The sequence below is a fragment of the Pseudomonas sp. zfem003 genome (genome assembly GCF_032621675.1).
GTDB classification, from domain to species: Bacteria; Pseudomonadota; Gammaproteobacteria; order Pseudomonadales; family Pseudomonadaceae; genus Metapseudomonas; species Metapseudomonas otitidis.
Window position 1 is genome coordinate 434,592 of record NZ_JAVYJG010000001.1, and the last position, 24,251, is coordinate 458,842.

Here is a 24,251-nt window from a genome sequence, read left to right on the forward strand (position 1 = left end):
CATAGGCGGCTTGCACCGGTCGCGAGGTGCGTCCCGTTTGCCCTCAGAACAGCTCCAGCTGGCCGTCCAGAAGCTTGTCGAAGTCCCCGCCGACGAAGGGCAGGATGGCGTCCGCCACCGGCTTGAGCTGGCGGCTGACGTAGTGCTCGTAGTCGATGGGCGTGCGCCGGGCCTCCAGCGGCTCGGGGCCGGCGAGGGCGATCACGTAGCTGATCCAGCCGCCGCTCTGGTACTGCCGGGGGCGCCCCAGGGCCTGGTTGTGCTCGTCCGCCAGGCGCGCGGCGCGCACGTGGGGCGGGACGTTGCGCTGGTAGTCGGAGAGCCGGCGGCGCAGGCGCTTGCGGTACACCAGCAGGTCGTCCAGCTCGCCGGCGAGGGTGCGCTGTACGTAGTCGCGCACCCAGGCCTGCCAGGGCTCGCCACGGAACACCCGCAGGTACAGCTCCTGCTGGAAGCGCTGGGCCAGGGGCGACCAGTCGGTGCGCACCGTCTCCAGGCCCTTGAACACCATGTCCTCGCGGCCATCACGGCGCACAAGGCCGGCGTAGCGCTTCTTGCTGCCCTCCTCCGCGCCCCGGATGCGGGGCATGAGGAAACGCTGGTAGTGGGTTTCGAACTGCAGCTCCAGGGCGCTGGTGAGTCCGAACTCGCGGGCCAGGTGCTCGCGCCACCACTGGTTCACCTCGGCCACCAGGGCCTTGCCGATGGCCACCGCCTCGGCCTCCTCATGGGCACGGCCGAGCCAGACGAAGGTGGAGTCGGTGTCGCCGTAGATCACCTGGTGCCCCTGGGCTTCGATCAGCTCGCGGGTGCGGCGCATGATCGCGTGGCCACGCAGGGTGATGGACGAGGCCAGGCGGGTGTCGAAGAAGCGGCAGCCGCTGGAGCCGAGCACGCCGTAGAAGGCGTTCATGATGATCTTCAGCGCCTGGGACAGCGGCGCGTTGCCCTCTCGCTTGGCCGCCTCGCGCCCCTGCCAGACGCGCTCGACGATGGCCGGCAGGCAATGCTGGGTGCGGGAGAAGCGGGCGCCGCGAAAGCCCTCCACCGAGGCTTCGTCACGGGGGTCGTGCAGCCCTTCCACCAGGCCGATCGGGTCGATCAGGAAGGTGCGGATGATCGAGGGGTAGAGGCTCTTGTAGTCCAGCACCAGCACCGAGTCGTAGAGGCCCGGGCGGGAGTCCATGACGAAGCCGCCGGGGCTGGCCTCGGGCTGCTTCTCCCCCAGATTCGGCGCGACGAAGCCCTGGCGGTGCATGGGCGGCAGATACAGGTGGGTGAAGGCCGCCACCGAGCCGCCGCTGCGGTCGGCCGGCAGGCCGGTGACGCTGGCCCGCTCCAGCAGGAAGTCCAGCAGCCGGGTGTGCTCGAAGATGCGTGTGACCAGCTCGCAGTCCTTGAGGTTGTAGCGGGCCAGGGCCGGCTTGTCCTCGGCGAACATGCGGTTGATCTCGGCCATGCGGTGGTAGGGGTCGTCGATGGCCTTGCCCTCCCCCAGCAGCTCCTGGGCGACGTTCTCCAGGCTGAAGGAGGCGAAGTTCCAGGTGGCCGAGCGCAGGGCCTCGATGCCGTCGATGATCAACCGCCCGGCGGCGTCGGCGAAGTAGTGGTTGCTGCGGCTGCCGTGCTCACGCCAGCCCATGACGTCGCCGCCGCGCCCGAGGCGCAGCGGCACCTTGAGCCGGCGCGCGTGGTCGTTGAGCACGCGCAGGTCGAACTGCACCAGGTTCCAGCCGATGATGGCGTCCGGGTCGTGCTCGGCCAGCCAGCGGTTGAGGCACTCCAGCAGCTCGGCGCGGCTGTCGCACCAGGCGAGGTCGAAGTCCACGCCACTGGCGTCGCCGTTGGGCGGGCCGAGCATGTACACCTGGCGCTGTCCGCAGCCTTCCAGGGCGATGGAGTACAGCTCGCCGTACTCGGTGGTCTCGATGTCCAGGGACACCAGGCGCAGGCGCGGGCGGTAGTCGGGAGCGGGCTTGAGCTGGGCGTCCAGCAGCAGGCCCTGGCCGTCGTCGCGGCCGCCGAACAGCACCGGGGCGGTGATGAAGCGCTCCATCAGGTAGCGCTCCGGGGGGCGGATGTCGGCTTCGTAGACGTCGACGCCGGCCTGGCGCAGGGCCTTGTCCAGGGCGATCAGCTGGCGGTGCTGGGTGCAGTAGAGGCCCAGCACCGGGCGTCGATGGAAGTCACGCAGGGCCAGGGGGCGCAGCTCGACGCCCCGCTCCTCGCGCAGCAGGGCTTCGGCGGCGGGGCGCTGCTCGGCGGGGATGAAGGCCACCGACACCTGGGGCGCCACGCGCACGCGGCGCGGGCCGGCGTCGGTGGCCAGCCAGAACTCCACTTCGGTGCCGGACGGCGTGTCGCGCCAGTGTCGGGTCAGCACGAACCCCTGTTGCAGCTCCACCATCCACCCTCGTTGCGTTCAGGGCGGTGATTCTACAGGGCCGGGGCCGGCTTGCCTTCAGGCGAGGCGAAAGGCCAGGTGGCTGCGGGCGGCAGCGGCGAATTCCTCGGCCAGGCCTAGGCTGAGGCGCTTGATGAGCCCGGCCGAGGCCAGCTGGCTGGCTTCCAGACCGGGGACGGTGAGCACGTCGTGGCGGCTGCGGTGGGTGAACTGCAGGGTGAAGGTGCCGTCCTCCTGGCGGGTCACGCCGCAGGCGTGGTCGGGCAGGTAGAGCTCGAACAGCCGCGCGATGTCGTCGGGCGTGAGGGTCATGGGGAAGCGTCCGCAAGGGTCGGAGGAATGACGCCAGAATAATCGCAGCGCAGCGGCTGTCCACCGTTGCGCAGGCAGCACGGACGGGCGGTGCGACCGTGCATCGGCCTTCATCGCCCTGCAACCAAAGCCTGTCCAGGCTTGTCACAGGGGATGCCCGTTGCGCGGGCACCGCACAGGATGCGTAGAATCCCCCTCCCGGCCCGTCCTCGCCCGGCAGCGAGCAGCGGCCGACTGCGCCAGCGCGGGAAAGCGCCCGGCGACTTTCACCCCCGGATGCCCTCGCATCCCAGCCATGGAATCTGAAATGCCGCAAAGACACGTGATCAATGCCTCGGTGAGCCCCAAGGGCAGCCTCGAGACCCTCTCCCAACGTGAAGTGCAACAGCTGAGCCAGGCCGGCTCCGGCAGCGTCTACACCCTCTTCCGCCAGTGCGCCCTGGCCATCCTCAATACCGGCGCCCACATCGACAACGCCAAGACCATCCTCGATGCCTACAAGGACTTCGAGGTGCGCATCCACCAGCAGGACCGGGGCGTGCGCCTGGAACTGCTGAACGCCCCGGCCGACGCCTTCGTCGACGGCGAGATGATCGCCAGCACCCGCGAGATGCTATTCAGCGCCCTGCGCGACATCGTCTACGCCGCCAGCGAGCTGGACAGCCTGCGCATCGATGTGGAGAGCTCCCAGGGCATCACCGACTACGTCTTCCACCTGCTGCGCAACGCCCGCACCCTGCGCCCGGGCGTGGAGCCGCGCATCGTCGTGTGCTGGGGCGGCCACTCCATCAGCACCGAGGAATACAAGTACACCAAGCGCGTCGGCCACGAGCTGGGCCTGCGCAACCTGGACATCTGCACCGGCTGCGGCCCCGGCGTGATGAAGGGCCCGATGAAGGGCGCCACCATCGGCCACGCCAAGCAGCGGGTGGTCGGCGGTCGCTACCTGGGCCTGACCGAGCCGGGCATCATCGCCGCCGAGGCGCCGAACCCCATCGTCAACGAGCTGGTGATCCTGCCGGACATCGAGAAGCGCCTGGAGGCCTTCGTCCGTGTCGGCCACGGCATCATCATCTTCCCCGGTGGCGTGGGCACGGCGGAGGAGTTCCTCTACCTGCTGGGCATCCTCATGCACCCGGACAACCGCGAGCTGCCCTTCCCGGTGGTGCTCACCGGGCCGAAGAGCGCCGCCGCCTACCTGGAGCAGTTGCACGCCTTCGTCGGCGCCACCCTCGGGGCCGAGGCGCAGGCGCGCTACCGCATCATCATCAACGACCCCGCCGAGGTGGCCCGCACCCTCTCGGCCGGGCTGAAGGAGGTGAAGCAGTTCCGCCGCGAGCGCAACGATGCGTTCCACTTCAACTGGCTGCTGAAGATCGACGAGCGCTACCAGCACCCGTTCGACCCCACCCACGCCAACATGGCAGCGCTGGACCTGAGCCGCGACCTGCCGCCCCACGAGTTGGCCGCCAACCTGCGGCGCGCGTTTTCCGGCATCGTCGCCGGCAACGTCAAGGCCACCGGCATCCGCCTGATCGAGGAGCACGGCCCGTACGAGATCCACGGCGACCCCGCGATCATGGACCCGCTGGACCGGCTGCTGCAGGCCTTCGTCGAGCAGCACCGCATGAAGCTGCCCGGCGGTGCCGCCTACGAGCCGTGCTACCGCGTGGTGCCGCGCCACGCCTGACCGACGACGCCCGCCCGGGGTGCAGTGCCCGGGCGGGCGGCGTAGAATCCGCCACGCGTCGTATCCCCCTCCATACCTACAACAAGCCCGCCGCTCCCCTCCCTGGCCATCCGCGCCGGGTGGCGAAGCCGTCGCCGGGTCCTGCCGCCGGGGTGCGTGAACCCACCTGAACGAGACGACCCCACCGATGGACACCCCTTCCGAGGACGCCCGCCAGGGCAACTGGCTGGCCGTGATGGCCCTGGCGCTGGCCGCCTTCATCTTCAACACCACCGAGTTCGTGCCCGTGGGGCTGCTCAGCGACATCGGCCACAGCTTCGGCATGAGCCCCGACCAGGTGGGCCTGATGCTCACCGTCTACGCCTGGGTGGTGTCCCTGGCCTCGCTGCCGATGATGCTGGTGACCCGCAACATCGAGCGGCGCCGCCTGCTGGTGGGGGTGTTCCTGCTGTTCGCCGCCAGCCACGTGGCCTCGGGCCTGGCCACCAGCTTCGCCACGCTGATGGCCAGCCGCATCGGCATCGCCCTGGCCCATGCGGTGTTCTGGTCCATCACGGCGTCCCTGGCGGTGCGCGTGGCCCCGCCGGGGCGCCAGGCCAAGGCGCTGGGGCTGCTGGCCACCGGCACCATCCTGGCGATGGTGCTGGGCATCCCCCTGGGGCGGGTGCTGGGCGAAGCCATGGGCTGGCGCACCACCTTCCTGGCCATCGCCGGGCTGTCGCTGCTGACCCTGGCCTTCCTGGCACGCACGCTGCCGCGCCTGCCGAGCCAGAACTCCGGTTCCCTGCGCAGCCTGCCGGTGCTGCTCAAGCGCCCGGCGCTGCTGGCGCTCTATGCGCTGACGGTGATCGTGATCACCGCGCAGTTCACCGCCTACACCTACATCGAGCCCTTCAGCCGCCAGGTGGCCGGGCTGGAGGGGCGCATGACCACCCTGCTCCTGCTGCTGTTCGGTGGCGCGGGGCTGTTCGGTTCGGTGCTGTTCAGCCGCTACAGCGAGGGCCGCCCACGGGCCTTCCTGCTGGCCTCCACCCTGCTGCTGGCGGTGTGCCTGTTCCTGCTGCTGCCACTGGCCTCGAGCGGGCTCGCCCTGGCCGGCCTGAGCCTGTTCTGGGGGGTGGCGATCCTGGCCTTCAGCCTGTCCCAGCAGTCAGCCGTGCTGCGCCAGGCCCACGACGCCACGGACGTGGCCATGGCGCTGTTCTCCGGCCTCTACAACGTCGGCATCGGCGGCGGTGCGCTGCTGGGCAGCCTGGTCAGCCGCCATGTCGGGCTGGCCCAGGTGGGGGTGGTGGGCGGCAGCCTGGCGCTTGCCGGCCTGGCCCTGGCAGCGTTCGCCTGCTGGCGCTACGCCGCGCAACTGGGGCCGAGGGCGGGCGTCTAGAAGAGTTCGTCGAGCTGCTGGAAGTAACGCCGCCGCTCCGGCTGGTCCGGATAGGGCAGCTCCGCCAGCAGGCGGTCGGCGAAGGCCGGGGAGATCTCTTCGCTCAGGTTGCGGTGGGCGAAGGCGATGTCCATCCAGGGATCGGCCACGCCGCCGCGCCCCAGGTCGATGAAGTACAGGCGGTCGCGCTTGTCGATGAACAGGTTGCTGTCCCCCAGGTCGCCGTGGGCGAACACCCGGCCCTCGTCGGGCAGGCCCTTGTGCAGCAGCGCCAGCAGGTCACCGGTGGTTTCCAGGCCGGGCCACTGGGTGAGGTCGACGTCGTCGGCCAGCAGCCGGTTGGCCAACAGGTGGTCCAGCTCCCGCAGGCGCTCAGCGATGCCGGCGCGCAGCGGGCAGCCGTCCACGGGTACGCCCTGCAGTTGCCGCAGCGCTTCCTGGAAGGCCGCCAGCACGCGCTCGTGCTGGCCGTCATCCACCAGGTCGTACAGGGGCACGCCGGGCACGGCGCGGGTGATCATGCAGGCGTGCTCCTCGCCCTCCTCCACCAGCACCAGTTCCGGCACCGGCAGGCGCCCGGTCAGCCAGTCGAGCACGGCGGCCTCGCTCACCACGCTGTAGGTGGTGGGGGCGTAGATGGCCGGTGACAGCTTGAGGAAGAAGCGCTCGCCGCGCTGCTCGAAGGCGTAGACGGGACAGGGCGATTCCCCCACTTCGTCACGTTCGAGGGGGGCGTCGCCAATGAAGCGAAGGGCCTGGGGCGGGAGGGGCAGGTTCATGTCGGAGTCCTTTGCCGAGCCAATGGGAGCAAGCCGGGCTTGCGAAACGGCAGCGAGCCTACTGCCGGGCCCGCTGTCGGAAAAGCTACAGATGGCCGCAGCCTGGGCGGATCAGATCCCCGCCCACTGCAGCAACAGCCCGAGCCCACCGGCGCAGGCGAGCACTTCGATCACCCCGCGCCGCCAGCGCAACAGCGCCAGGGCGGCGAGCCCGGCCAGCACGGCCGAGGCCCAGTCGAAGCGCCCGTCGAAGCCCGAGGGCCAGAACACGTGATAGCCGAAGAACAGCGCGAGGTCGAGGATCACCCCCACCAGGGCCGCGCTGATGGCCGTCAGCGGCGCGGTGAAGCGCAGCTCGCCATGGGTGGACTCCACCAGCGGCCCGCCGGCGAGGATGAACAGGAACGACGGCAGAAAGGTGAACCAGGTGACCAGCACGGCGGCGCCAGCGCCGGCAAGGAAGGCCTGCTCGGGGCCGAACACCTGCTGCGCATAGCCGCCGATGAAGGCGACGAAGGTCACCACCATGATCAGCGGGCCCGGCGTGCTCTCGCCGAGGGCCAGGCCGTCGATCATCTGGGTGGCGCTGACCCAGCCGTAGTGTTCGACCGCGCCCTGGAACACATAGGGCAGCACCGCGTAGGCGCCGCCGAACGTCAGCAGCGCGGCCTTGGTGAAGAACCAGCCCATCTGGGTGAAGGTGCCTTCGGGGCCGAAGGCCGCCAGCAGCAGCCCCATGGGCAGCGCCCACAACACCCCGCCCACCAGCAGCAGGACCGCCAGCCGACGCGGGTTGAAACGCGCGTGGGGTGGTGGAGGCGTGTCGTCGTCGATCAGGGCGGGCCCATGGTGGGCCACGCTGCCGGCGTGACCGCCCGGCTGGAAGCGCGAGGGCGCCAGGCGCCCGCCGATCCAGCCGACCAGGCCGGCGCCCAGCACCACCAGGGGGAACGGCGCATCCAGGGCGAACACGGCGAGGAAGGCGACCACGGCCAGCAGCTTGAGGCCCGGGCCATGCAGGGTGCGCGAGCCGATGCGCCAGGCGGCGTGCAGCACCAGCGCGGTGACGGCCGGTTTGATGCCCCGGAACACCCCGGCCACCAGGGGCTGCTCGCCATACACCAGGTAGGCCCAGGCCAGGCCAATCAGCAGCACCAGGGAAGGCAGCACGAACAGCACGCCTGCCAGCACGCCGCCGAGGGTGCGGTGCATCAGCCAGCCCAGGTAGGTGGCCAGCTGCTGGGCCTCCGGCCCGGGCAGGACCATGCAGTAGTTGAGGGCATGCAGGAAGCGCCGCTCGGAGAGCCAGCGCCGCCGCTCCACCAGCTCCTGGTGCATGATCGCGATCTGCCCGGCCGGCCCACCGAAGCTGATGAAGCCGAGCCGCAGCCAGAACGGCAACGCCTCGCGCAGGCTGACGGCGGTGGGTGCGACGGGGGTCAGGGGCTCGGCAGGGGTGTCGGGCATGGTGCGGCTCGGCGGGTCTATGGGGGCAGTCTGCACGTCGGACATGACGCTCAGGCGTCACGCAGCAGGTCGTGGGCGTCCAGCAGGCGCCAGGCGATCTCGGGGCGCTGCTCCAGGGCCCGGCGAATGGCCGCCGGCACGGACTGGCGCACCTTGCGGCACAGGCCCGGCATGGGCTCCAGGCGGATGTCGAGGCCACGCATGCTGCGCACCTCGTTGTGGCCCGGGCCCAGGTGCAGGCGTACGCCCAGCAGGTCGAACAGGCGCTGCTGCATGTGGTGGAGGTCGTCCAGGTCCCGCAGCTGCTCCAGGCGCTCCAGCAGGCGCTTCTCTTCCATGCGGGTGAGGCGCAGGGCACGCAGGTCGGCCCCCGGCGTTTCCAGCAGGCGGTCACGGTCGCAGTCGCAGGTGCCCGGTGGGCAGGGGGCGCGCAGGGGGAAGGCGTCGTTCATGGGGCAGCAGCATAGCCAGCAGCCGGGCTTCCGCGCCACGCCGTCATGCAGGTTGCCCGGCCTTCGCAGGCGGCATCGTGCAGGCTGCACGAAACCTGGGGCAGCGCGCCTGCGACAAGGCCGGCCGCACGGGCGTTGCCGTCCGTCGGGACGCTGGCACGGCCCCTGCATTGGCGGTCAGGTCCAAACACACCACGAGGAAGGACCATGTTCACCGCCATCAAGGACATCTACGACGCCTTTCCCGACCACAGCGTGGCCGTCACTCCGCGCCCCGACGGCAAGTGGCTGCTGTCGATGTGTCGCAACGACCGGCTGGAGCTGACCCGCGCCTTCGACGGCGAGGCGGTGTTCTGCAAGCGCCGCATGCACGCGCTGATCCGCGACGTGGCGCTGGAGATGGCCAGCCTCGCCCGCCGCTCCGCCTGACCCGGCGGGCCCGCTGGGGCCCGCCGGATCGGCTCAGGCATGCCCCTTGATGATGGCGTCGGCGATGTTGGCCGGCGCCTCGGCATAGCGGGAGAACTCCATGGAGTAGCTGGCCCGCCCCTGGGACATGGAACGCACCACGGTGGCGTAGCCGAACATCTCGCCCAACGGCACCTCGGCGCGGATCACCCGCCCCGCCGGCACTTCGTCCATGCCCTGGATAAGGCCGCGCCGGCGGTTGAGGTCGCCCATGATGTCGCCCATGTAGTCCTCGGGAGTGACCACCTCGACCTTCATGATCGGCTCCAGCAGCACCGCGCCGCCGTGCTGCGCCAGCTGCTTGGTGGCCATGGAGGCGGCGATCTTGAACGCCATCTCGTTGGAGTCGACGTCGTGGTAGGAGCCGTCGAACACGGTGGCCTTGAGGCCGAGCAGCGGGTAGCCGGCCAGCACGCCGTTCTTCATCTGCTCCTCGATGCCCTTCTGGATCGCCGGGATGTATTCGCGGGGGATCACGCCGCCCACCACTTCGTTGTGGAATTCGAGGGTGTCCTTGCCCTCCTCGCCCGGTTCGAAGCGCACCCAGCAATGGCCAAACTGGCCGCGCCCGCCGGACTGGCGGACGAACTTGCCTTCGATCTCGCAGCGATTGCGGATCTTCTCGCGGTAGGCGACCTGGGGCTTGCCGATGTTGGCCTCGACGTTGAACTCGCGCTTCATGCGGTCGATGAGGATGTCCAGGTGCAGCTCGCCCATGCCGGAGATGATGGTCTGCCCCGACTCCTCGTCCGAGCGCACGCGGAAGGACGGGTCCTCCTGGGCGAGCTTGCCGAGGGCGATGCCCATCTTCTCCTGGTCGGCCTTGGTCTTGGGCTCGACGGCGACGGAGATCACCGGTTCGGGGAAGTCCATGCGTTCGAGGATGATCGGCTTGTCGATGTCGCACAGGGTGTCGCCGGTGGTGACGTCCTTCATGCCGATCAGCGCGGCGATGTCGCCGGCCCGGCACTCCTTGATCTCTTCGCGGGTGTTGGCGTGCATCTGCACCATGCGGCCGACCCGCTCCTTCTTGCCCTTGACCGAGTTGAGCACCGAGTCGCCGGAGCTGAGCACGCCGGAGTAGACGCGAGTGAAGGTCAGGGTGCCGACGAAGGGGTCGGTGGCGATCTTGAAGGCCAGGGCGGAGAACGGTTCGTCGTCGGTGGCGTGGCGCTCGTCGTGGCGGTTCTCGTCGTCCGGGTGGGTGCCCTTGATGGCCGGGATCTCGGTGGGCGCCGGCAGGTAGTCGATGACCGCATCGAGCACCAGCGGCACGCCCTTGTTCTTGAAGGAGGAGCCCAGCACGGCGGGGACGATCTCGCAGGCGATGGTGCGCTGGCGCAGGCCGGCCTTGATCTCCTCCAGGCTCAGGGCTTCGCCTTCGAGGTACTTGTTCATCAGCGTCTCGTTGGCTTCGGCAGCAGCCTCCACCAGTTTCTCCCGCCAGGACTCGGCCTCGGCGAGCAGGGCCTCGGGGATCGCCTCCTCGCGGAAGCTGGTGCCCTGGTCGGCGTCGTTCCAGTAGATGGCCTTCATCTTCAGCAGGTCGATCTGGCCCTCGAAGTTCTCCTCGGCGCCGATGGGCAGCTGGATGGGCACCGGGGTGTGGCCGAGGCGCTGGCGGATCTGCCCGACCACCCAGAGGAAGTTGGCGCCGGCGCGGTCCATCTTGTTGACGTAGGCGATGCGCGGCACGCCGTACTTGTTGGCCTGGCGCCAGACCGTCTCGGACTGCGGCTCGACGCCGTCGGCGCCGCTGAACACCACCACGGCGCCGTCCAGCACCCGCAGGGAGCGTTCCACTTCGATGGTGAAATCGACGTGGCCGGGGGTGTCGATGATGTTGAAGCGGTGCTTGTCGTACTGCTTGGCCGAGCCGGACCAGAAGGCGGTGGTGGCGGCCGAGGTGATGGTGATGCCGCGCTCCTGCTCCTGCACCATCCAGTCCATGGTGGCGGCGCCGTCGTGCACCTCGCCCATCTTGTGGTTGACCCCGGTGTAGAACAGGATCCGCTCGGTGGTGGTGGTCTTGCCGGCATCCACATGGGCCACGATGCCGATGTTGCGGTAACGGTCGATGGATGTGGCGCGGGCCATGGCTCACCTCGTGATGGTCGGGATGGGTTCGGGACGGGAACGGCACGGCCGCTCGGGGACGCGAGCGGCGAAGCAGCCGGGATGGATTAGCAAGCATGGTTGAAGATGCCGCCGACGCAAGCCGCCAAGCGGCACCCGCCCGCTGTTTTTTTACTGCCTGCCGATGACAGCCGTGCGATACGTCGCGGTACGGGCTTTCGAGGCATAGACTGGGCGCCTTTCATCCTTCACGGAGCATGCCCATGAGCAAGGCCATCCACATCGACTTCGTATCCGACGTGGTCTGCCCCTGGTGCGCGGTGGGGCTGGGCGCGCTGCAGCAGGCCATCGCCAACCTTGGCGACGAGGTGGCGGTCACGCTCGCCTTCAAGCCCTTCGAGCTGAACCCCGACATGCCGCCGGAAGGCCAGGACATCGTCGAGCACATCCAGCAGAAGTACGGCAGCACGCCGGAGCAGGTGGCGGCCAACCGCGAGCACATCCGCCAGCGCGGCGCCGAGGTGGGCTTCCGCTTCGACATGCAGGCGCGCGGGCGCATCTACAACACCTTCGACGCCCACCGCCTGCTGCACTGGGCCGGGCTGGAAGGCCGCCAGCTGGCGCTCAAGCAGGGCCTGCTGGCCGCCTACTTCAGCGAGGGGCGCAACCCCAGCGACCGCGCGGTGCTGGTGGAGGTGGCCACAGCCGCCGGGCTGGATGCCGAGGCGGCACGAGAGGTGCTGGAGTCCGGCCGCTTCGCCGAGGAGGTGCGCGAGGAAGAACACTTCTACACGAGCCATGGCATCCGCTCGGTGCCGTCGGTGATCCTCAACGGCCGCCACCTGATCAGCGGTGGCCAGCCGGCGGAGTATTTCGAGCAGGCGATCCGCCAGCTCGTCGCTGCCGGATAAGGGGGGACGCGAGGCGGGTGCGAGCGATGCGACGCACCCGCCATTGATTTTATAGACAGTCGGTCTAATATCCCCCGCCATGACCGATTCCACACCCACGCCCCGTCGCGGCCGACCACCCAAGGTCAATCGCGACAACCCCGACACCCGCGACGCCCTGGTGCGTTGCGGCACCGAGATCCTCACCGAGCAGGGCTTCCTCAGCACCGGCATCGATGCGGTGCTGAGCCGCGTCGGCGTGCCGAAGGGCTCGTTCTACCACTACTTCCAGAGCAAGGAAGACTTCGGCCACGCGGTGCTGGCGAACTACGCCGACTACTTCGCGCGCAAGCTGGACCGCTGCCTGCTGGACGCGTCGCGCCCGCCGCTGGCGCGCATCGCCGCCTTCGTCGAGGACGCCAAGGCCGGCATGCAGCGCTTCGATTACCGCCGGGGCTGCCTGGTGGGCAACCTGGGCCAGGAGGTGACCCAGCTGCCGGAGGCCTTCCGCGAAACCCTGGAGGCCATCCTGCTGAGCTGGCAGCAGCGCCTGGCCCTGTGCCTGGAGGCCGCCAAGGCCGAGGGCGAGCTGGCTCCGGACACGGATTGCGCGCACTGGGCCGCGTTCTTCTGGATCGGCTGGGAAGGCGCCGTGCTGCGCGCCCGGCTGGTACGCGGCAATGCGCCGCTGGACTGCTTCATCCAAGGATTTCTCGCCGGGCTGCCGCGCTAGCCCGTCCCTTTCCCTAGGTTCTGCACGAGGAGACACCCGATGTTCAAAGGCATCCTGATCGACAAGGACGACACCGGCTACCGCGCTACGCTGGCGGAGCTGGACGAGGCGCAACTGCCCGCGGGCGAGGTCACCGTGAAGGTCGACTACAGCACCCTGAACTACAAGGACGGCCTGGCCATCACCGGCAAGGGCCCGGTGGTGCGCAGCTTCCCCATGGTCGCCGGCATCGACCTGGCCGGCACCGTGGAGGCCAGCGACAGCCCCGTTTTCAAGGCCGGTGACAAGGTGTTGCTCAATGGCTGGGGCGTGGGCGAAACGCACTGGGGCGGCCTGGCTCAGAAGGCGCGCCTCAAGGCCGACTGGCTGATCCCGCTGCCGGCCGGCTTCACCCCGCGCCAGGCGATGGCCATCGGCACCGCCGGCTACACCGCGATGCTCTCGGTGCTGGCCCTGGAGCGCAACGGCGTGACCCCGGACAAGGGCCAGGTGCTGGTGACCGGCGCCAACGGCGGCGTCGGCAGCTTCGCCATCGCCCTGCTCGCCCGCCTCGGCTACCAGGTGGCGGCCTCCACCGGCCGACCACAGGAAGCGGACTACCTCAAGCGCCTGGGTGCCAGCGAGATCATCGACCGCGCCAGCCTCGCCGAACCCGGCCGCCCGCTGGGCAAGGAGCGCTGGGCGGGCGCCATCGACTCGGTCGGCAGCCACACCCTGGCCAACGTCTGCGCCGGCATCCGCTACGGCGGCGCGGTCGCGGCCTGCGGCCTGGCCCAGGGCATGGATTTTCCCGCCAGCGTCGCACCCTTCATCCTGCGTGGCGTGACCCTGGCCGGCATCGACAGCGTGATGCGCCCGAAGGCCGACCGCATCGAGGCCTGGGAGCGCCTGGCCCGTGACCTCGACCTCGCGCTGCTGGACGCGATCACCCGCGAGATCAGCCTGGAGGAAGCCCTGCCGATCGCCCGCGAGCTGCTGGACGGCCAGGTACGCGGGCGCGTGGTGGTGGACGTCAACCGCTGAGGGGACGGCGATAAGCGCAGCCGATAGTCACTATTACCTAAGGTGATTTCCCGCCACGGGAGCCGGTGACTATCCTGCCACCCATCGACTCGCCGGCAGCCCTGCTGCCACCCGCCCCTGCTGGTGGCGGTCGCGAACCGATCGTGTATTGCTCCTAGCTCCTCCCATGGCCATCCCCCTTGGCCATCCATGCAGCCCGCCCCCCGGGCTGCTTTTTTTCGTCTGTCGAAAAGCCCGCCCTGCTTCGTCTCCACGTTTCAACGGCCATGAAAAAGCCCCGCTTGTGCGGGGCTTTGGGTAACGCCGACTCGCCTCAGGCGGTCAGCGCACGCTGGGCGCGGTCGATCACCTGCTGCAGCTGGCTGGAGTCACGGTAGTGCTCCGGGTAGAGGCGCTGGCTGTGGCAGGCAACACCGTACTCGCTGACGATGGTGAAGCTGAAGCCGCCCTTGCGGGACGGGGCGGTGATCTGGCACTGCAGCGGAGCGAATGCGCGGGTCAGGGTGGTGATGGCGTCTTTGGCCTGATGATGAATGGTCATGTTGTTATGTCCTGCATACAAGCGGCATGGCCGCGTAATAAAACTCCGAATCCGCCGCCCAAATGGGCGCAACGGATGATCCTTATCGGAGTGAATGAGTCGGCATTTGGTTCCACCCACGATAGGTGAGCCGACGAAGTACTTCGGGTGCCAGGTTGTAGCCGCGGCAAGGTTCTGGGCCGGCGGCTGTCCTGATCAGACTTCTGGATGGCTGGCCAGGAACGCGGGAACGCCATTGGGCGGGAAGTTGCGTTCAGGTGACCATCGAGGAGACCGGTGCCGTGGTGCGCGGGGACGTCGCGGAGTACAGCTGACCGGACTGACTTACAGCTAGGTACTAGGCGGCGGATCATACGGCATGCTCCGAAGCTTGGCTAGGCCCGGGGGCCCGAGTTTGTTTCCTGATCTTTCCTTTCAACGTTGACGAGGGCCCAAGGATCAAGCCTTTCGCCGTCTGTCGCCATGGGACGGGTCCTAATGGTGGCAGCGTCCGGGCCATGGTCGTCCGCCGCCCGTGACAGGTTGATGACGACCGGGTGACGACTCGAATTAAGCGGACGGACGGCCGCCCCGCTCAGCAGGAAGCGTCCCGCTGCGCCGCCAGGCGCTGGAGGGTGGCGCTGGGCGGCTCGCCGAAGAGCTTGCGGTACTCGCAGGAGAAACGCCCCAGGTGGGTGAAGCCCCAGGCCATGGCGATGGCCGAGACGTTGCGCGGGCTGTGGTCGTCCAGCAGCGCCTGGCGCACCGCCAGCAGCCGATGGCGCTTGAGAAAGGCCATGGGCGACACCCCGAAGTGCCGGCGGAAACCCTCGAACAGCTTGAAGCGCGATACGCCGGCAGCGCGCTCGATGTCTTCCAGGCAGAGGTTCTCCCGGGCGTGGGTGCGCATGAAGTCCCGCGCCCGGACCAGGTAATGCGGCAGCTGCGGGGCCTGGCGCGCCTGCAGCTCGTCGCTGTAGCTGTTCGGCTGGGCCAGCAGCAGCCCCTTGATGAAGGCGCTCTCCAGGTCCCGGGAGAACAACCCCTGGCCGTAGAGGGCCGCACCCCGTGCCAGTTCATCGGTGAGATGGCGGGCCATGCGCCACCAGGCACCCGTCGCCCCGTCGACCGCGTCCATCTGCGGCTCGAAGTGCAAGGGCTGGACGACGCTGCGCTCCAGCAAGGCCTCCAGCACCTCCACCAGCGCCCGTCGCGGGATGGCCACCTGCAGCTTGCGGCAGTTGCCGGCGATGGTCAGCCGCTGGCTCTGGTCGGGCGACAGCACCAGGCCCAGCCCGGGGTCGGAGCGCAGGCGACGGCCGGCGAGGTCCAGCTCCTGCTCGCCGCCCAGGGGCAGGCTGAGGCTGTAGCAGTCGAGGGTGGCCTCCTCGCCGACACCGATGGTGACGTCGGTGCCGTACTCCACATGGCCCAGGGTGATGGCGCTGGTGGGCAGGACATTGCCACTGTGGTGGAAGCGGATGCGCTCCGGGCGCGCGGCGTCCAGTCGGTGCGGCCCGCAGATGGCCGCCATCCAGGCTCGGGCGCCCGCCAGGTCGAAACGATCGGCGAGCAGGCCCCGGCAACGAGGGGATTCGTTCAGGTTCATCACGCGGCACCCATGAGGGTTTATGGAAGCGCGCTCTGGCGGCGCATTGCCAGGATCAAGGCAAGCACCATGCCACGGCCGTCCCACAGGCCGGAATCGAACCTTTGGGACAGGCTTCTTCAACTTTCCGGATAGACAAAACGGACGGGCACCCTGCCCCACCGCTCGAAGCGTTACCCCGAGGCTCGCGAGCGTTACCCCACGCCCCGCCGGGGTGCGGATTTTCCGGCGAGTGTTCGCCCACTAAGCGGATAGACCCCCGCCCCACCCGCGCCCCCTAATGCGCTCCACCGAATCACCGCCTGGAGCCCCCATGCCCACCACGACAAGAAGCCTCGACGACTGGAAGGCCTACATCACCGGCTGCCTGGACTTCCGCCCGCACGACGGCGTGTTCCGCATCGCCCGGGACATGTTCACCGAGCCGGCGCTGTTCGACCTGGAAATGGAGCTGATCTTCGAGCGCAACTGGATCTACGCCTGCCACGAGAGCGAGATCGCCAACGCCAACGACTTCATCACCCTGCAGGCCGGCCGCCAGCCGCTGATCGTCACCCGCGACGCCAGCGGGCAGCTGCACGCCCTGGTCAACGCCTGCCAGCACCGCGGCGCCACCCTCACCCGTGTCGGCAAGGGCAACCAGTCCACCTTCACCTGCCCCTTCCACGCCTGGTGCTACAAGAATGACGGCCGGCTGCTGAAGGTGAAGGCCCCCGGCGAATATTCCGAATGCTTCGACAAGGCCACCCGTGGCCTCCGCAAGGCCCGCATCGAGAGCTACAAGGGCTTCGTCTTCGTCAGCCTCGACATCCACGGCAGCGACCGCCTGGAGGACTTCCTCGGCGATGCGCGGGTGTTCTTCGACATGATGGTGGCCCAGTCCCCCACCGGTGAGCTGGAGGTGCTGCCCGGCCGTTCCAGCTACACCTTCGACGGCAACTGGAAGCTGCAGAACGAGAACGGCCTCGACGGCTACCACGTGAGCACCGTGCACTACAACTACGTGGCCACCGTGCAGCACCGCCAGCAGGTGGACGCCGCACAAGGGACCGCCAGCGCCACCCTCGACTACAGCAAGCTCGGCGCTGGCGATGCCGAGACCGACGACGGCTGGTTCTCCTTCCACAACGGCCACAGCGTGCTGTTCAGCGACATGCCCAACCCCAGCGTGCGCCCCGGCTACGCCAGCGTGATGCCGCGCCTGGTGGAGGCCTACGGCCAGGCCAAGGCCGAGTGGATGATGCACCGCCTGCGCAACCTGAACATCTACCCCAGCCTGTTCTTCATGGACCAGATCAGCTCCCAGCTGCGCATCGTGCGGCCGCTGGCCTGGAACAAGACCGAGATCGTCAGCCAGTGCATCGGCGTCAAGGGCGAGTCGGACGCCGACCGCGAGAGCCGCATCCGCCAGTTCGAGGACTTCTTCAACGTCTCCGGCATGGGCACCCCCGACGACCTGGTGGAATTCCGCGAACAGCAGCGCGGTTTCCAGGGGCGCCTGGAACGCTGGAGCGACATCTCCCGCGGGCACCCACGCTGGGCCACAGGGGCCACCCGCAACAGCGAGATCCTCGGCATCGCCCCGCTGATGACCGGTGTGGAGTGCACCCACGAAGGTCTTTACGTCAACCAGCACCGCCACTGGCAGCGCTTCCTCCTCGACGGGCTGGAACGCAAGGCCCTGCAACCCAAGGAGGTGACCGAATGAACGCGCCGCTGCAGCACCGGATCGAGCAATTCCTCTACCGCACCTGCGAGTTGTGCGACGCCCAGGACTGGGACGCCTACCTCGCGCTGTTCGACGAGCAGTGCGAGTTCCACCTGCCGCAATGGGACTCGGAGCACGTCTACACCCGCGACCCCAAGCGCGAGATGTCGCTGATCTACTACGCCAGCCGCGCCGGCCTGGAAGACCGGGTGTTCCGCATCCGCACCGGCAAGGCCGCATCCACCGTGCCCATGCCCCGCACCCTGCACAGCATCACCAACGTGCGCATTGCCGAGCAGGCCGATGGCCAACTGGAGGTGCGCGCCAACTGGCACACCCTGTTCCATCGCCTGGGCGAGAGCGGGCAGTTCTTCGGCCACGCCACCTACCGGCTCAAGCCCCATGGCGACAGCTGGCTGATCACCCACAAGCACATCCTGTTGCTGAACGACCGGATCAATGCCGTGCTCGATTTCTACCACCTCTGAACCGGACCCACGCCCATGGATCACAAGGTCGCCCTCAGCTTCGCCGACGGCACAACCCAGTTCCTCACCGTGCAGGGCAACGAGCGCCTGCTGGACGCCGCCCTGCGCCACGGCCTCAACATCCCCCTCGACTGCCGCGAAGGCGTCTGCGGCACCTGCAGGGGCCAATGCGAATCCGGCCAGTACAGCCTCGACTACGCCGATGAGGAAGCGCTGTCGGCAGACGAAGTGGCCCGCCGCTACATCCTGGCCTGCCAGACGCGGGTGCAGTCCGACGCCACCTTCCGCTTCGATTTCGACTCCAGCCTGTGCAACGCCGCACCGCTGGTGCACCGCAACGCCCGGGTCATCGCCCTGCAGCAGGTCTCGTCCGCAGCGGCGATCCTGGAAGTCGAGGCGGACGGTGCACCGCTGGACTATCTCCCCGGGCAGTACGCCCGGCTCCAGGTGCCCGGCACCGAGGCTCACCGCGCCTACTCCTTCGCCAACCGCCCCAACCCGGGCAATCGCCTGCAGTTCCTCATCCGCCTGCTGCCCCAGGGGGTGATGAGCAACTACCTGCGCGAACGCTGCCAGGTGGGCGACACCCTGCAACTGGAAGCGCCGCTGGGGGCTTTCTACCTGCGCCAGGTGGAGCGTCCGATAGTCATGGCCGCTGGTGGGACGGGGCTGTCGGCCTTCCTCGGCATGCTCGACACCCTGGCCGAACAGGGCTGCCAGCAGCCCATCCACCTGCTGCACGGCGTCCGCCAGGCGGCGGATCTCTGCGAACAGGCGCGGATCGAAGGGTATGCCGAGCGGCTGCCGGGCTTTCGCTTCACCCCGGTGGTCAGCGAACCCGGCGATGCCGACTGGAGCGGCGCGCGGGGCTACGTGCCCGAACACCTGGACGCCGATGCGCTGCGGGAACAGGCCTGTGACCTCTATGTGTGCGGGCCACCGCCCATGGTCGACGCGGTCAAGGGCTGGCTGGAGTCCAACGCACTGGGCCAGACCCGGCTGTACCTGGAGAAATTCCTCGACAGCAGCACCTGAGCCGCTAGAGGTAGACCCCGAGGTTCACCATCATCGCCGAGTTACCCAGCAGTACCAGCTCACCGCCCACCGGGCCCAGGCGGGCCCCGAGGGACGGGATCAGCACCGGCGCCACGCCGAAGCGGTTGAGCGGGATCTTGTCGCGGTACTCGCCGCGGTAACCCTGCAGCAGCCCGCCGGTCACCTTCAGGTAGACCGGCGCCACGTCACTGTCGAAACGCTTGCCCACGTAGGCGTACTGGCTGCGCTGGCGAAACGAGTTACGGAAGGTCGCCCCACCCGCCACCATACCGTCATCGGCCTGGTACTCCAGGCCGATGAGGTTCTGGTGGTTGTTGTGCTCGGGGTCCGGATGGAAGTGGCGGGTGTAGACGCTGGTCTGCAGGTACCAGGCCTCCTCGGCCGCCACCGGCAAGGCCAGCAGCAGCGACAGGCAGAGCGAAGACAGGAGTCCGCGACGGATCACGGCGTTCAGGACCTCGGGTCAGGTAAAGGCCCGACAGCCTGCCTGAACGAAGCTGAACGAGCCCTGTCCAGCGGCGTCTTCCTGCGGCGGGCTTGCTCAGGGATGTCCGATCCTGCCGCCTGGATGAAGGCGCCAGTTCCGCACAAGTACCCAGTCGATACCCGCTGCAGAACGCAAAGCGCAGAGTCACGTTGAAAGCAACGACCTCGGCACCCAGCGGGCCGGGGCCAAGCGCTTTTGCGACCCTACTCACGAAATGCCATCACTGTGCCTGTACGGTTCTTGACCCTCTCGACAGGTCACCTTAGGCTCGCCGCCCTTTCGCATACCCACCCACTCAGACAAGGATGCCTGACACGATGCACCTGCTCGCCCGTCGCCATCACCTCGCTCTCGCCATCACCCTTGCCACCCTGTCTCAGGTGGCAAAGGCCGATACCTTCGACATCACCAATGCGGCACCGGCGACTCTTTCCGGGACGTACAACGGACTGACCCTGACTGGCAGTGTCAATGCCAACCGGGAGTCGCTGATCGACGTGACAGGCCAGGTCAATGGTGATCTGGTCAACAACGCGGACATGACCATCAATGGGCTGGGTGTAACCGGCATCAACGGCACGCTGTACCTGGAAAATGGGCGCGTAACCGGGAACATGGTCAACAACGGCCAACTGGTCAGCCACGATATCGCTGACTACAACGTTTCACTGGCCGGAAGGATCAATGGCAGCTTCATCAACAACGGCCTGATCGAAAAGACCGGTGACCGTGTCCCCGGCACTCCCAACCTTTCCCTGAGCGGCGCAGTGATTACCGGAGACCTGATCAACACAGGCACCCTGCGTGCCACCGGCGACCGCGCGATTGCCCTCGAAATGGAAGGCAGCACCATAAGCCTGGTGGATAATCAGGGCACGATCTTCGCCGAGGGCACCAACGTAACCGCGTTGTCGCTCGGCACTGGCATGACCCTTGGCCAAAACAATCTGCTCAATCACGGCACCCTCGAGGCACGTGGCGCCGGCGCAACCGCCGCACGCATCGTCGACGACCACATGCTGACCAACTACGGCACCGTGCTCTCGGATGACGTAGCCGTGGACATCAGCACCGTCCGCGAGAGCACCTACCTCCAGGTGAGTGGCCTCACAAGCGGTGTGGTGGCGGTCAAGGGCCAGGGTGACAGCAACCTGTGGCTGGAAGGCGGAGAGATCCGCGGCAACATCACCGGCATCGGCGTCATCGAGATGCTCAGTGGTGACGTCACCTTGGATAGTGCGCTGATCAACGCACGCTATCTGGAAATGAGCGATGGCCGCCTGACCTTGACGCGTGCCGGTTCTATCCTGACCGGCGATCTTGAGTTGCTGGGTGCAGACCTCAATCTGATGCTGAGCAACGCCACCGACCCCAACACTCCGTTTCTCACCGTCCAAGGCCTTGTCGAGGTCGACCGTACGCATGGCAAAGAGAGCCGCATCCTCCTCACCCCCAAACCCAACGACTTCAGCCTGAGCGGCCCGCACACCTACCAACTGATAAGCGCCAACACCTGGACCGACACCCCCAACGCCCCAGAAAGCACCTCCGGCCTGCTGCGCGTCCTCAGCCACAGCTTCGATGGCCAGGTGCTCAGTGCCGAGGTGGAAACCCTCAGCGGTGTTTCCGCCGCCAGCCTGGTGGCCAACCAGGGCGCCTCGCGCCGCGCCCAGCGCGCCCTGGCGAGCTTCTCCGCGCAGATGCCGGCCCTGACCGCCGATGATCCGGTGTTCCTCAGCCTGGCCGCTGCCGATGCAGCCCGCACCGCCGAGATCGCCGAGCAACTGGCACCCGAATCCAACGGTGCCAATGCCCTCGCCCCCATCGCCGGCCTGCGCCTGCTGGAGAGCGCCACCCAGCAGCGCCACGAGCCGGCCGGCGACCCGGCACGCGGCCCCCGCGCCTGGGTCAGCCTGCTGGACAACCGTGGGCACACCGGCGAGCGCGACGGTGCCCGTGGCTTCGACCAGGACACCCAGGGCATCGCCCTCGGCCTGGAACAGGCCTTCGGTGACCAAGGCCTGGCAGGCATCGCCTACAGCCACTACCAGGGCAACAGCGACAGCCACACCGGCAACAAGCTGGACACCAAGGGCCACCTGGTCAGCCTCTACGCCCACCAGGGCTGGGGCCCCTACTTCGTGGATGGCAGCCTGTCCATGGGCTGGTTCGAGCACGACAGCCGTCGCTACATCACCGGCACCCGCGCCTCCGGCGACCAGGACGGCCAGCAGTACGGCGCCAGCCTGATCGGCGGCTACCGCCTGGAGCTGGACAGCCTGCTGGTGGAGCCCCGCCTCGGCATGCGTTACACCCGCGTGGAGTTGGACGGCTACCGCGAGCACGGCTCCTCCGCCGCGCTGAAGGTGGAAAGCTCGCGCTATGAAAGCGGCGAAGTCGGCGCCGGCCTGCGGGTGGCCGGCTTGTTCCCCCTGGCCAGCGGCCGCGTCACCCCGGAGGCCTCGCTGATGGCCTGGCACGACGGCATCGGTGACCGCAGCGATACCCAGGCGCGCTTCCTGGTGGGTGGCGAAACCTTCACCACCCCAGGCGTCCGCCAGGGCCGCGACACCCTCGAAGCCCGCCTCGGCGTGCGCTACGACCTGGGCGACCTGACCCTCGGTGCCGGCTTTAGCCGCACCCAGCGCAGCGACGCCCAGTGGAACAGCGCCGGCCTCACCGCCGCCCTCGCCTTCTGACCCAACGGCCCGCGCTCAGGCGCGGGCCACCGCTTCCGCCTGGCGGACCTGCTCCGGCGTGGGCCGCACGCCGGTGTAGAGCACGAACTGCTCCACCGCCTGCAGCACGATGACCTCGCCCCCGGTGATCACCCGCTTGCCCAGGGAACGGGCCAGGCGGATCAGCGGCGTCTCCACCGGGATCGCTACCACATCGAAGACCACTTCGGCCGCCGCCACCTGCTCGGCGCTGAACGCCAACTGGCCGGCCTCCGGGCCGCCGTCCATGCCCAGCGGCGTGACGTTCACCAATACCTGCGCCACATGGCCCTCCGCCGAGGGCACCCAGTCGTAGCCACAGGCCTGTGCCAATCCCTGCCCGGCCAACGCGTTGCGAGCCGCCAGGGTGCCCCGGGCGAAGCCGCTGTCGCGCAGGGCGACGGCCACGGCCTTGCCCATCCCACCACTGCCCCGCAGCAGCAGCGTCGAGGTGGGGTCCACGGCATGGCTGCGCACCAGGCTGGCCACGGCCAGGTAGTCGGTGTTGTAGCCCGTCAGGTGGCCCTCGTCGTTGACGATGGTGTTTACCGAGCCGATGACCGCCGCCGATGGGTCCAGGGCATCCAGATGGGGGATGCAGGCCTCCTTGAAGGGCATCGACACCGCGCAGCCCCGGATGCCCAGCGCCCGCACGCCGCCGATGGCCGCCGGCAGGTCCGTGGTGGTGAAGGCCTTGTAGACGTAGTCCAGCTCCAGCAGGTCGTAGAGCGCGTTGTGGAAGCGCGTGCCGAAGTTGCCAGGGCGGCCGGACAACGACATGCACAACCGGGTGTCCTTGCTGAGGATTCGGGCCATGAAGCCTCCTGTTTCGAGTGAAGCCAGGGCGCCACGCCCTGAAGCACCGCCCCTGAGGGGCAGGGGCGACGCCCAAATGAAAAGGCCGGAAGCCCCGCGGATCGCTCCGGGAAACCTCCGGCCTCGTTGCGACGACCGTCAGTGGTCGTGCTTGCTGCCGCCACGGCAGGTCGGCGAATCCGGGGCCGCACCCTGCTGCGCCCACTCCTCGGGGGTGTAGGTGTGCAGGGCCAGGGCGTGGAACTGCCCCATCAGCTCGCCCAGGGCCGCGTAGGCCTTCTGGTGGCGGCGCACCGCATTCAACCCGGCGAACACCGGGCTGACGATCACCGCCTTGTAGTGGGTTTCCTGGCCACGGCTGTGCATGTGGCTCTCGTCCAGCACGTCGAGGTGCTGGGGCTCGAGGGCCGCGAAGGCGGCCAGGATACGGTCACGCATGCTCATGGCGGGCTCCGATCACTTCTTCTTCTGATCCTTGGGTGCCAGCTCGTCGTTCATGTCCGACAGCAGCTTGTTCACTTCCGGCACGGCGGATTCCAGGCGGGACTGGGTCAGCTCGGCGGATTGCGCGGTCAGGGACGGCATCTTCTCCAGCACCTTCTTGCCCAGGGGCGATTCGTAGAAGGCGATCAGGTCCTTCAGCTCGGATTCGCTGAAGTTGGTGGTGTAGATCTTCACCAGCTCCGGCTTCAGCTTGTCCCAGCCCACGGCCTTGTCCAGGGCGGCGTTGGCCTTGGCCTGGTAGCGCTCCAGGGTGGCCTTCTTGTCGGCCGGCGCGTTGGCCTTCTGGAAGTTCTGGGCAAACATCTGCTGCACCTGGGCGTACACCGGCACGGTCAGCTTGTCGGCATGGGCGAGCTTGAGGAAGCGCTCGGCGTTGGCGGCATGGCTGGCGGCATCGGCGAACACCTGGCCACTGGCACAGGCCAGCACGATGGCGGAGCAAACGAGACGGAGCTTGGTCATTGGGGTTCCTTGGTATGAGCGGTACGGGCCGTGCCCGTGGGCGGGCCATTCTGCGCTCAAGCCCGGTGGGGGCTCAAGCCATGGATGCGGCCGTGCATCACGGCCAAACGCGGGTTGGGGGTGCCGTCCGTCCAGGGTCCGGCGCGGGCACTTGCCGGCTGCCAGTGCGCTGGGCATCCTTGCGCCCCACCGATGACAACACCGTG

22 protein-coding genes are annotated in these 24,251 nt (G+C 68.4%); 10 read left to right on the forward strand and 12 right to left on the reverse strand.

The genetic code is table 11. The annotated features are described in order from the left end of the window. Nucleotides 1-43: 43 nt before the first annotated feature. Complete coding sequence (locus RTK35_RS01935) at nt 44-2,404, reverse strand: DNA polymerase II (RefSeq protein WP_316907395.1); 2,361 nt, start codon at nt 2,402-2,404, stop codon at nt 44-46. Between the two features lie 57 nt (nt 2,405-2,461). Beyond that, nucleotides 2,462-2,716, reverse strand: coding sequence for a hypothetical protein (locus RTK35_RS01940; RefSeq protein ID WP_316907244.1), 255 nt, complete (start codon nt 2,714-2,716; stop codon nt 2,462-2,464). A gap of 307 nt (nt 2,717-3,023) precedes the next feature. Here RTK35_RS01940 and ppnN point away from each other — a divergent pair, with 307 nt between their 5' ends. Both ppnN and RTK35_RS01950 read left to right on the forward strand, forming a co-directional pair. Further along, the gene (ppnN, locus tag RTK35_RS01945; RefSeq protein ID WP_044404085.1) at nt 3,024-4,406 is read left to right on the forward strand and encodes a nucleotide 5'-monophosphate nucleosidase PpnN; all 1,383 of its coding nucleotides are present in this window, start codon (nt 3,024-3,026) and stop codon (nt 4,404-4,406) included. A gap of 187 nt (nt 4,407-4,593) precedes the next feature. Continuing rightward, nucleotides 4,594-5,790 (forward strand): sugar transporter, encoded by a 1,197-nt coding sequence (locus RTK35_RS01950; protein ID WP_316907245.1) that lies wholly within the window; start codon nt 4,594-4,596, stop codon nt 5,788-5,790. Here RTK35_RS01950 and RTK35_RS01955 read toward each other — a convergent pair. The 3 genes from RTK35_RS01955 to RTK35_RS01965 form a co-directional block, all read right to left on the reverse strand. After that, the gene (locus RTK35_RS01955; protein ID WP_316907246.1) at nt 5,787-6,569 is read right to left on the reverse strand and encodes an APH(3') family aminoglycoside O-phosphotransferase; all 783 of its coding nucleotides are present in this window, start codon (nt 6,567-6,569) and stop codon (nt 5,787-5,789) included. The two genes, RTK35_RS01950 and RTK35_RS01955, sit on opposite strands and share 4 nt — an antisense overlap. A gap of 111 nt (nt 6,570-6,680) precedes the next feature. Next, nucleotides 6,681-8,036, reverse strand: a complete 1,356-nt coding sequence (gene chrA, locus RTK35_RS01960) for a chromate efflux transporter (protein WP_316907247.1) — start codon at nt 8,034-8,036, stop codon at nt 6,681-6,683. Nucleotides 8,037-8,086: 50 nt separating this feature from the next. Beyond that, nucleotides 8,087-8,488, reverse strand: a complete 402-nt coding sequence (locus tag RTK35_RS01965) for a hypothetical protein (RefSeq protein WP_044404095.1) — start codon at nt 8,486-8,488, stop codon at nt 8,087-8,089. 207 nt (nt 8,489-8,695) lie between these two features. Here RTK35_RS01965 and RTK35_RS01970 point away from each other — a divergent pair, with 207 nt between their 5' ends. Continuing rightward, nucleotides 8,696-8,917 (forward strand): hypothetical protein, encoded by a 222-nt coding sequence (locus RTK35_RS01970; protein ID WP_044404098.1) that lies wholly within the window; start codon nt 8,696-8,698, stop codon nt 8,915-8,917. A gap of 33 nt (nt 8,918-8,950) precedes the next feature. Here RTK35_RS01970 and fusA read toward each other — a convergent pair whose 3' ends face one another. Then, a complete protein-coding gene (fusA, locus tag RTK35_RS01975; RefSeq protein WP_044404101.1) occupies nt 8,951-11,053 on the reverse strand; it encodes an elongation factor G in 2,103 nt (700 codons plus the stop codon). 242 nt (nt 11,054-11,295) lie between these two features. Between fusA and RTK35_RS01980 the strand changes: the two genes are divergently transcribed. From RTK35_RS01980 to RTK35_RS01990, 3 genes are all read left to right on the forward strand, one after another. Next, nucleotides 11,296-11,943: a DsbA family oxidoreductase gene (locus RTK35_RS01980; protein ID WP_279803501.1), complete on the forward strand. Its 648-nt coding sequence runs from the start codon at nt 11,296-11,298 to the stop codon at nt 11,941-11,943. A 79-nt stretch (nt 11,944-12,022) separates the two neighbouring features. Further along, entirely contained in the window at nt 12,023-12,655 is a 633-nt protein-coding gene (locus RTK35_RS01985; RefSeq protein ID WP_282885696.1) for a TetR/AcrR family transcriptional regulator, read from the forward strand. A gap of 39 nt (nt 12,656-12,694) precedes the next feature. Continuing rightward, complete coding sequence (locus tag RTK35_RS01990; protein ID WP_316907248.1) at nt 12,695-13,678, forward strand: MDR family oxidoreductase; 984 nt, start codon at nt 12,695-12,697, stop codon at nt 13,676-13,678. Nucleotides 13,679-13,991: 313 nt separating this feature from the next. On the opposite strand, the gene RTK35_RS01995 is transcribed toward RTK35_RS01990, so the two are convergent. Continuing rightward, complete coding sequence (locus tag RTK35_RS01995) at nt 13,992-14,219, reverse strand: hypothetical protein (protein WP_044404113.1); 228 nt, start codon at nt 14,217-14,219, stop codon at nt 13,992-13,994. 574 nt (nt 14,220-14,793) lie between these two features. After that, entirely contained in the window at nt 14,794-15,807 is a 1,014-nt protein-coding gene (locus RTK35_RS02000) for an AraC family transcriptional regulator (RefSeq protein WP_208274039.1), read from the reverse strand. A 313-nt stretch (nt 15,808-16,120) separates the two neighbouring features. On the opposite strand from RTK35_RS02000, the gene antA reads away from it, so the two are divergent. The 3 genes from antA to antC are packed head-to-tail and all read left to right on the forward strand — an operon-like array spanning nt 16,121 to nt 19,038. Further along, nucleotides 16,121-17,515 (forward strand): anthranilate 1,2-dioxygenase large subunit, encoded by a 1,395-nt coding sequence (antA, locus tag RTK35_RS02005; protein WP_236215383.1) that lies wholly within the window; start codon nt 16,121-16,123, stop codon nt 17,513-17,515. Next, entirely contained in the window at nt 17,512-18,003 is a 492-nt protein-coding gene (gene antB / locus RTK35_RS02010; RefSeq protein WP_316907249.1) for an anthranilate 1,2-dioxygenase small subunit, read from the forward strand. The genes antA and antB overlap by 4 nt, the downstream gene beginning before the upstream one ends. A gap of 15 nt (nt 18,004-18,018) precedes the next feature. Continuing rightward, nucleotides 18,019-19,038 carry an anthranilate 1,2-dioxygenase electron transfer component AntC gene (gene antC, locus RTK35_RS02015; RefSeq protein ID WP_316907250.1) on the forward strand — a complete coding sequence of 340 codons (1,020 nt, stop codon included), beginning with the start codon at nt 18,019-18,021 and terminating at the stop codon, nt 19,036-19,038. A 4-nt stretch (nt 19,039-19,042) separates the two neighbouring features. Here the strand turns inward: antC and RTK35_RS02020 are convergent, their stop codons facing one another. Then, nucleotides 19,043-19,486, reverse strand: coding sequence for a sn-glycerol-3-phosphate transporter (locus RTK35_RS02020; protein ID WP_316907396.1), 444 nt, complete (start codon nt 19,484-19,486; stop codon nt 19,043-19,045). 377 nt (nt 19,487-19,863) lie between these two features. Here RTK35_RS02020 and RTK35_RS02025 point away from each other — a divergent pair, with 377 nt between their 5' ends. Then, complete coding sequence (locus RTK35_RS02025) at nt 19,864-22,245, forward strand: autotransporter domain-containing protein (protein ID WP_316907251.1); 2,382 nt, start codon at nt 19,864-19,866, stop codon at nt 22,243-22,245. 15 nt (nt 22,246-22,260) lie between these two features. Here RTK35_RS02025 and RTK35_RS02030 read toward each other — a convergent pair whose 3' ends face one another. From RTK35_RS02030 to RTK35_RS02040, 3 genes are all read right to left on the reverse strand, one after another. Continuing rightward, on the reverse strand, nt 22,261-23,079 hold the full coding sequence (locus RTK35_RS02030; RefSeq protein ID WP_316907252.1) for a shikimate 5-dehydrogenase: 819 nt from the start codon (nt 23,077-23,079) through the stop codon (nt 22,261-22,263). 138 nt (nt 23,080-23,217) lie between these two features. Next, a complete protein-coding gene (locus tag RTK35_RS02035) occupies nt 23,218-23,523 on the reverse strand; it encodes a BolA family protein (RefSeq protein WP_044406615.1) in 306 nt (101 codons plus the stop codon). Between the two features lie 12 nt (nt 23,524-23,535). Then, complete coding sequence (locus tag RTK35_RS02040) at nt 23,536-24,045, reverse strand: DUF2059 domain-containing protein (RefSeq protein ID WP_044406612.1); 510 nt, start codon at nt 24,043-24,045, stop codon at nt 23,536-23,538. Between the last annotated feature and the right edge of the window lie 206 nt (nt 24,046-24,251).

Bases quoted from the DNA above. Each gene is read 5' to 3' on its own strand.
- RTK35_RS01940 (WP_316907244.1), bottom strand. From the start codon at position 2,716: ATGACCCTCACGCCCGACGACATCGCGCGGCTGTTCGAGCTCTACCTG.
- ppnN (WP_044404085.1), top strand. From the start codon at position 3,024: ATGCCGCAAAGACACGTGATCAATGCCTCGGTGAGCCCCAAGGGCAGC.
- RTK35_RS01950 (WP_316907245.1), top strand. From the start codon at position 4,594: ATGGACACCCCTTCCGAGGACGCCCGCCAGGGCAACTGGCTGGCCGTG.
- RTK35_RS01955 (WP_316907246.1), bottom strand. From the start codon at position 6,569: ATGAACCTGCCCCTCCCGCCCCAGGCCCTTCGCTTCATTGGCGACGCC.
- chrA (WP_316907247.1), bottom strand. From the start codon at position 8,036: ATGCCCGACACCCCTGCCGAGCCCCTGACCCCCGTCGCACCCACCGCC.
- RTK35_RS01965 (WP_044404095.1), bottom strand. From the start codon at position 8,488: ATGAACGACGCCTTCCCCCTGCGCGCCCCCTGCCCACCGGGCACCTGC.
- RTK35_RS01970 (WP_044404098.1), top strand. From the start codon at position 8,696: ATGTTCACCGCCATCAAGGACATCTACGACGCCTTTCCCGACCACAGC.
- fusA (WP_044404101.1), bottom strand. From the start codon at position 11,053: ATGGCCCGCGCCACATCCATCGACCGTTACCGCAACATCGGCATCGTG.
- RTK35_RS01980 (WP_279803501.1), top strand. From the start codon at position 11,296: ATGAGCAAGGCCATCCACATCGACTTCGTATCCGACGTGGTCTGCCCC.
- RTK35_RS01985 (WP_282885696.1), top strand. From the start codon at position 12,023: ATGACCGATTCCACACCCACGCCCCGTCGCGGCCGACCACCCAAGGTC.
- RTK35_RS01990 (WP_316907248.1), top strand. From the start codon at position 12,695: ATGTTCAAAGGCATCCTGATCGACAAGGACGACACCGGCTACCGCGCT.
- RTK35_RS01995 (WP_044404113.1), bottom strand. From the start codon at position 14,219: ATGACCATTCATCATCAGGCCAAAGACGCCATCACCACCCTGACCCGC.
- RTK35_RS02000 (WP_208274039.1), bottom strand. From the start codon at position 15,807: ATGAACCTGAACGAATCCCCTCGTTGCCGGGGCCTGCTCGCCGATCGT.
- antA (WP_236215383.1), top strand. From the start codon at position 16,121: ATGCCCACCACGACAAGAAGCCTCGACGACTGGAAGGCCTACATCACC.
- antB (WP_316907249.1), top strand. From the start codon at position 17,512: ATGAACGCGCCGCTGCAGCACCGGATCGAGCAATTCCTCTACCGCACC.
- antC (WP_316907250.1), top strand. From the start codon at position 18,019: ATGGATCACAAGGTCGCCCTCAGCTTCGCCGACGGCACAACCCAGTTC.
- RTK35_RS02025 (WP_316907251.1), top strand. From the start codon at position 19,864: ATGCACCTGCTCGCCCGTCGCCATCACCTCGCTCTCGCCATCACCCTT.
- RTK35_RS02030 (WP_316907252.1), bottom strand. From the start codon at position 23,079: ATGGCCCGAATCCTCAGCAAGGACACCCGGTTGTGCATGTCGTTGTCC.
- RTK35_RS02035 (WP_044406615.1), bottom strand. From the start codon at position 23,523: ATGAGCATGCGTGACCGTATCCTGGCCGCCTTCGCGGCCCTCGAGCCC.
- RTK35_RS02040 (WP_044406612.1), bottom strand. From the start codon at position 24,045: ATGACCAAGCTCCGTCTCGTTTGCTCCGCCATCGTGCTGGCCTGTGCC.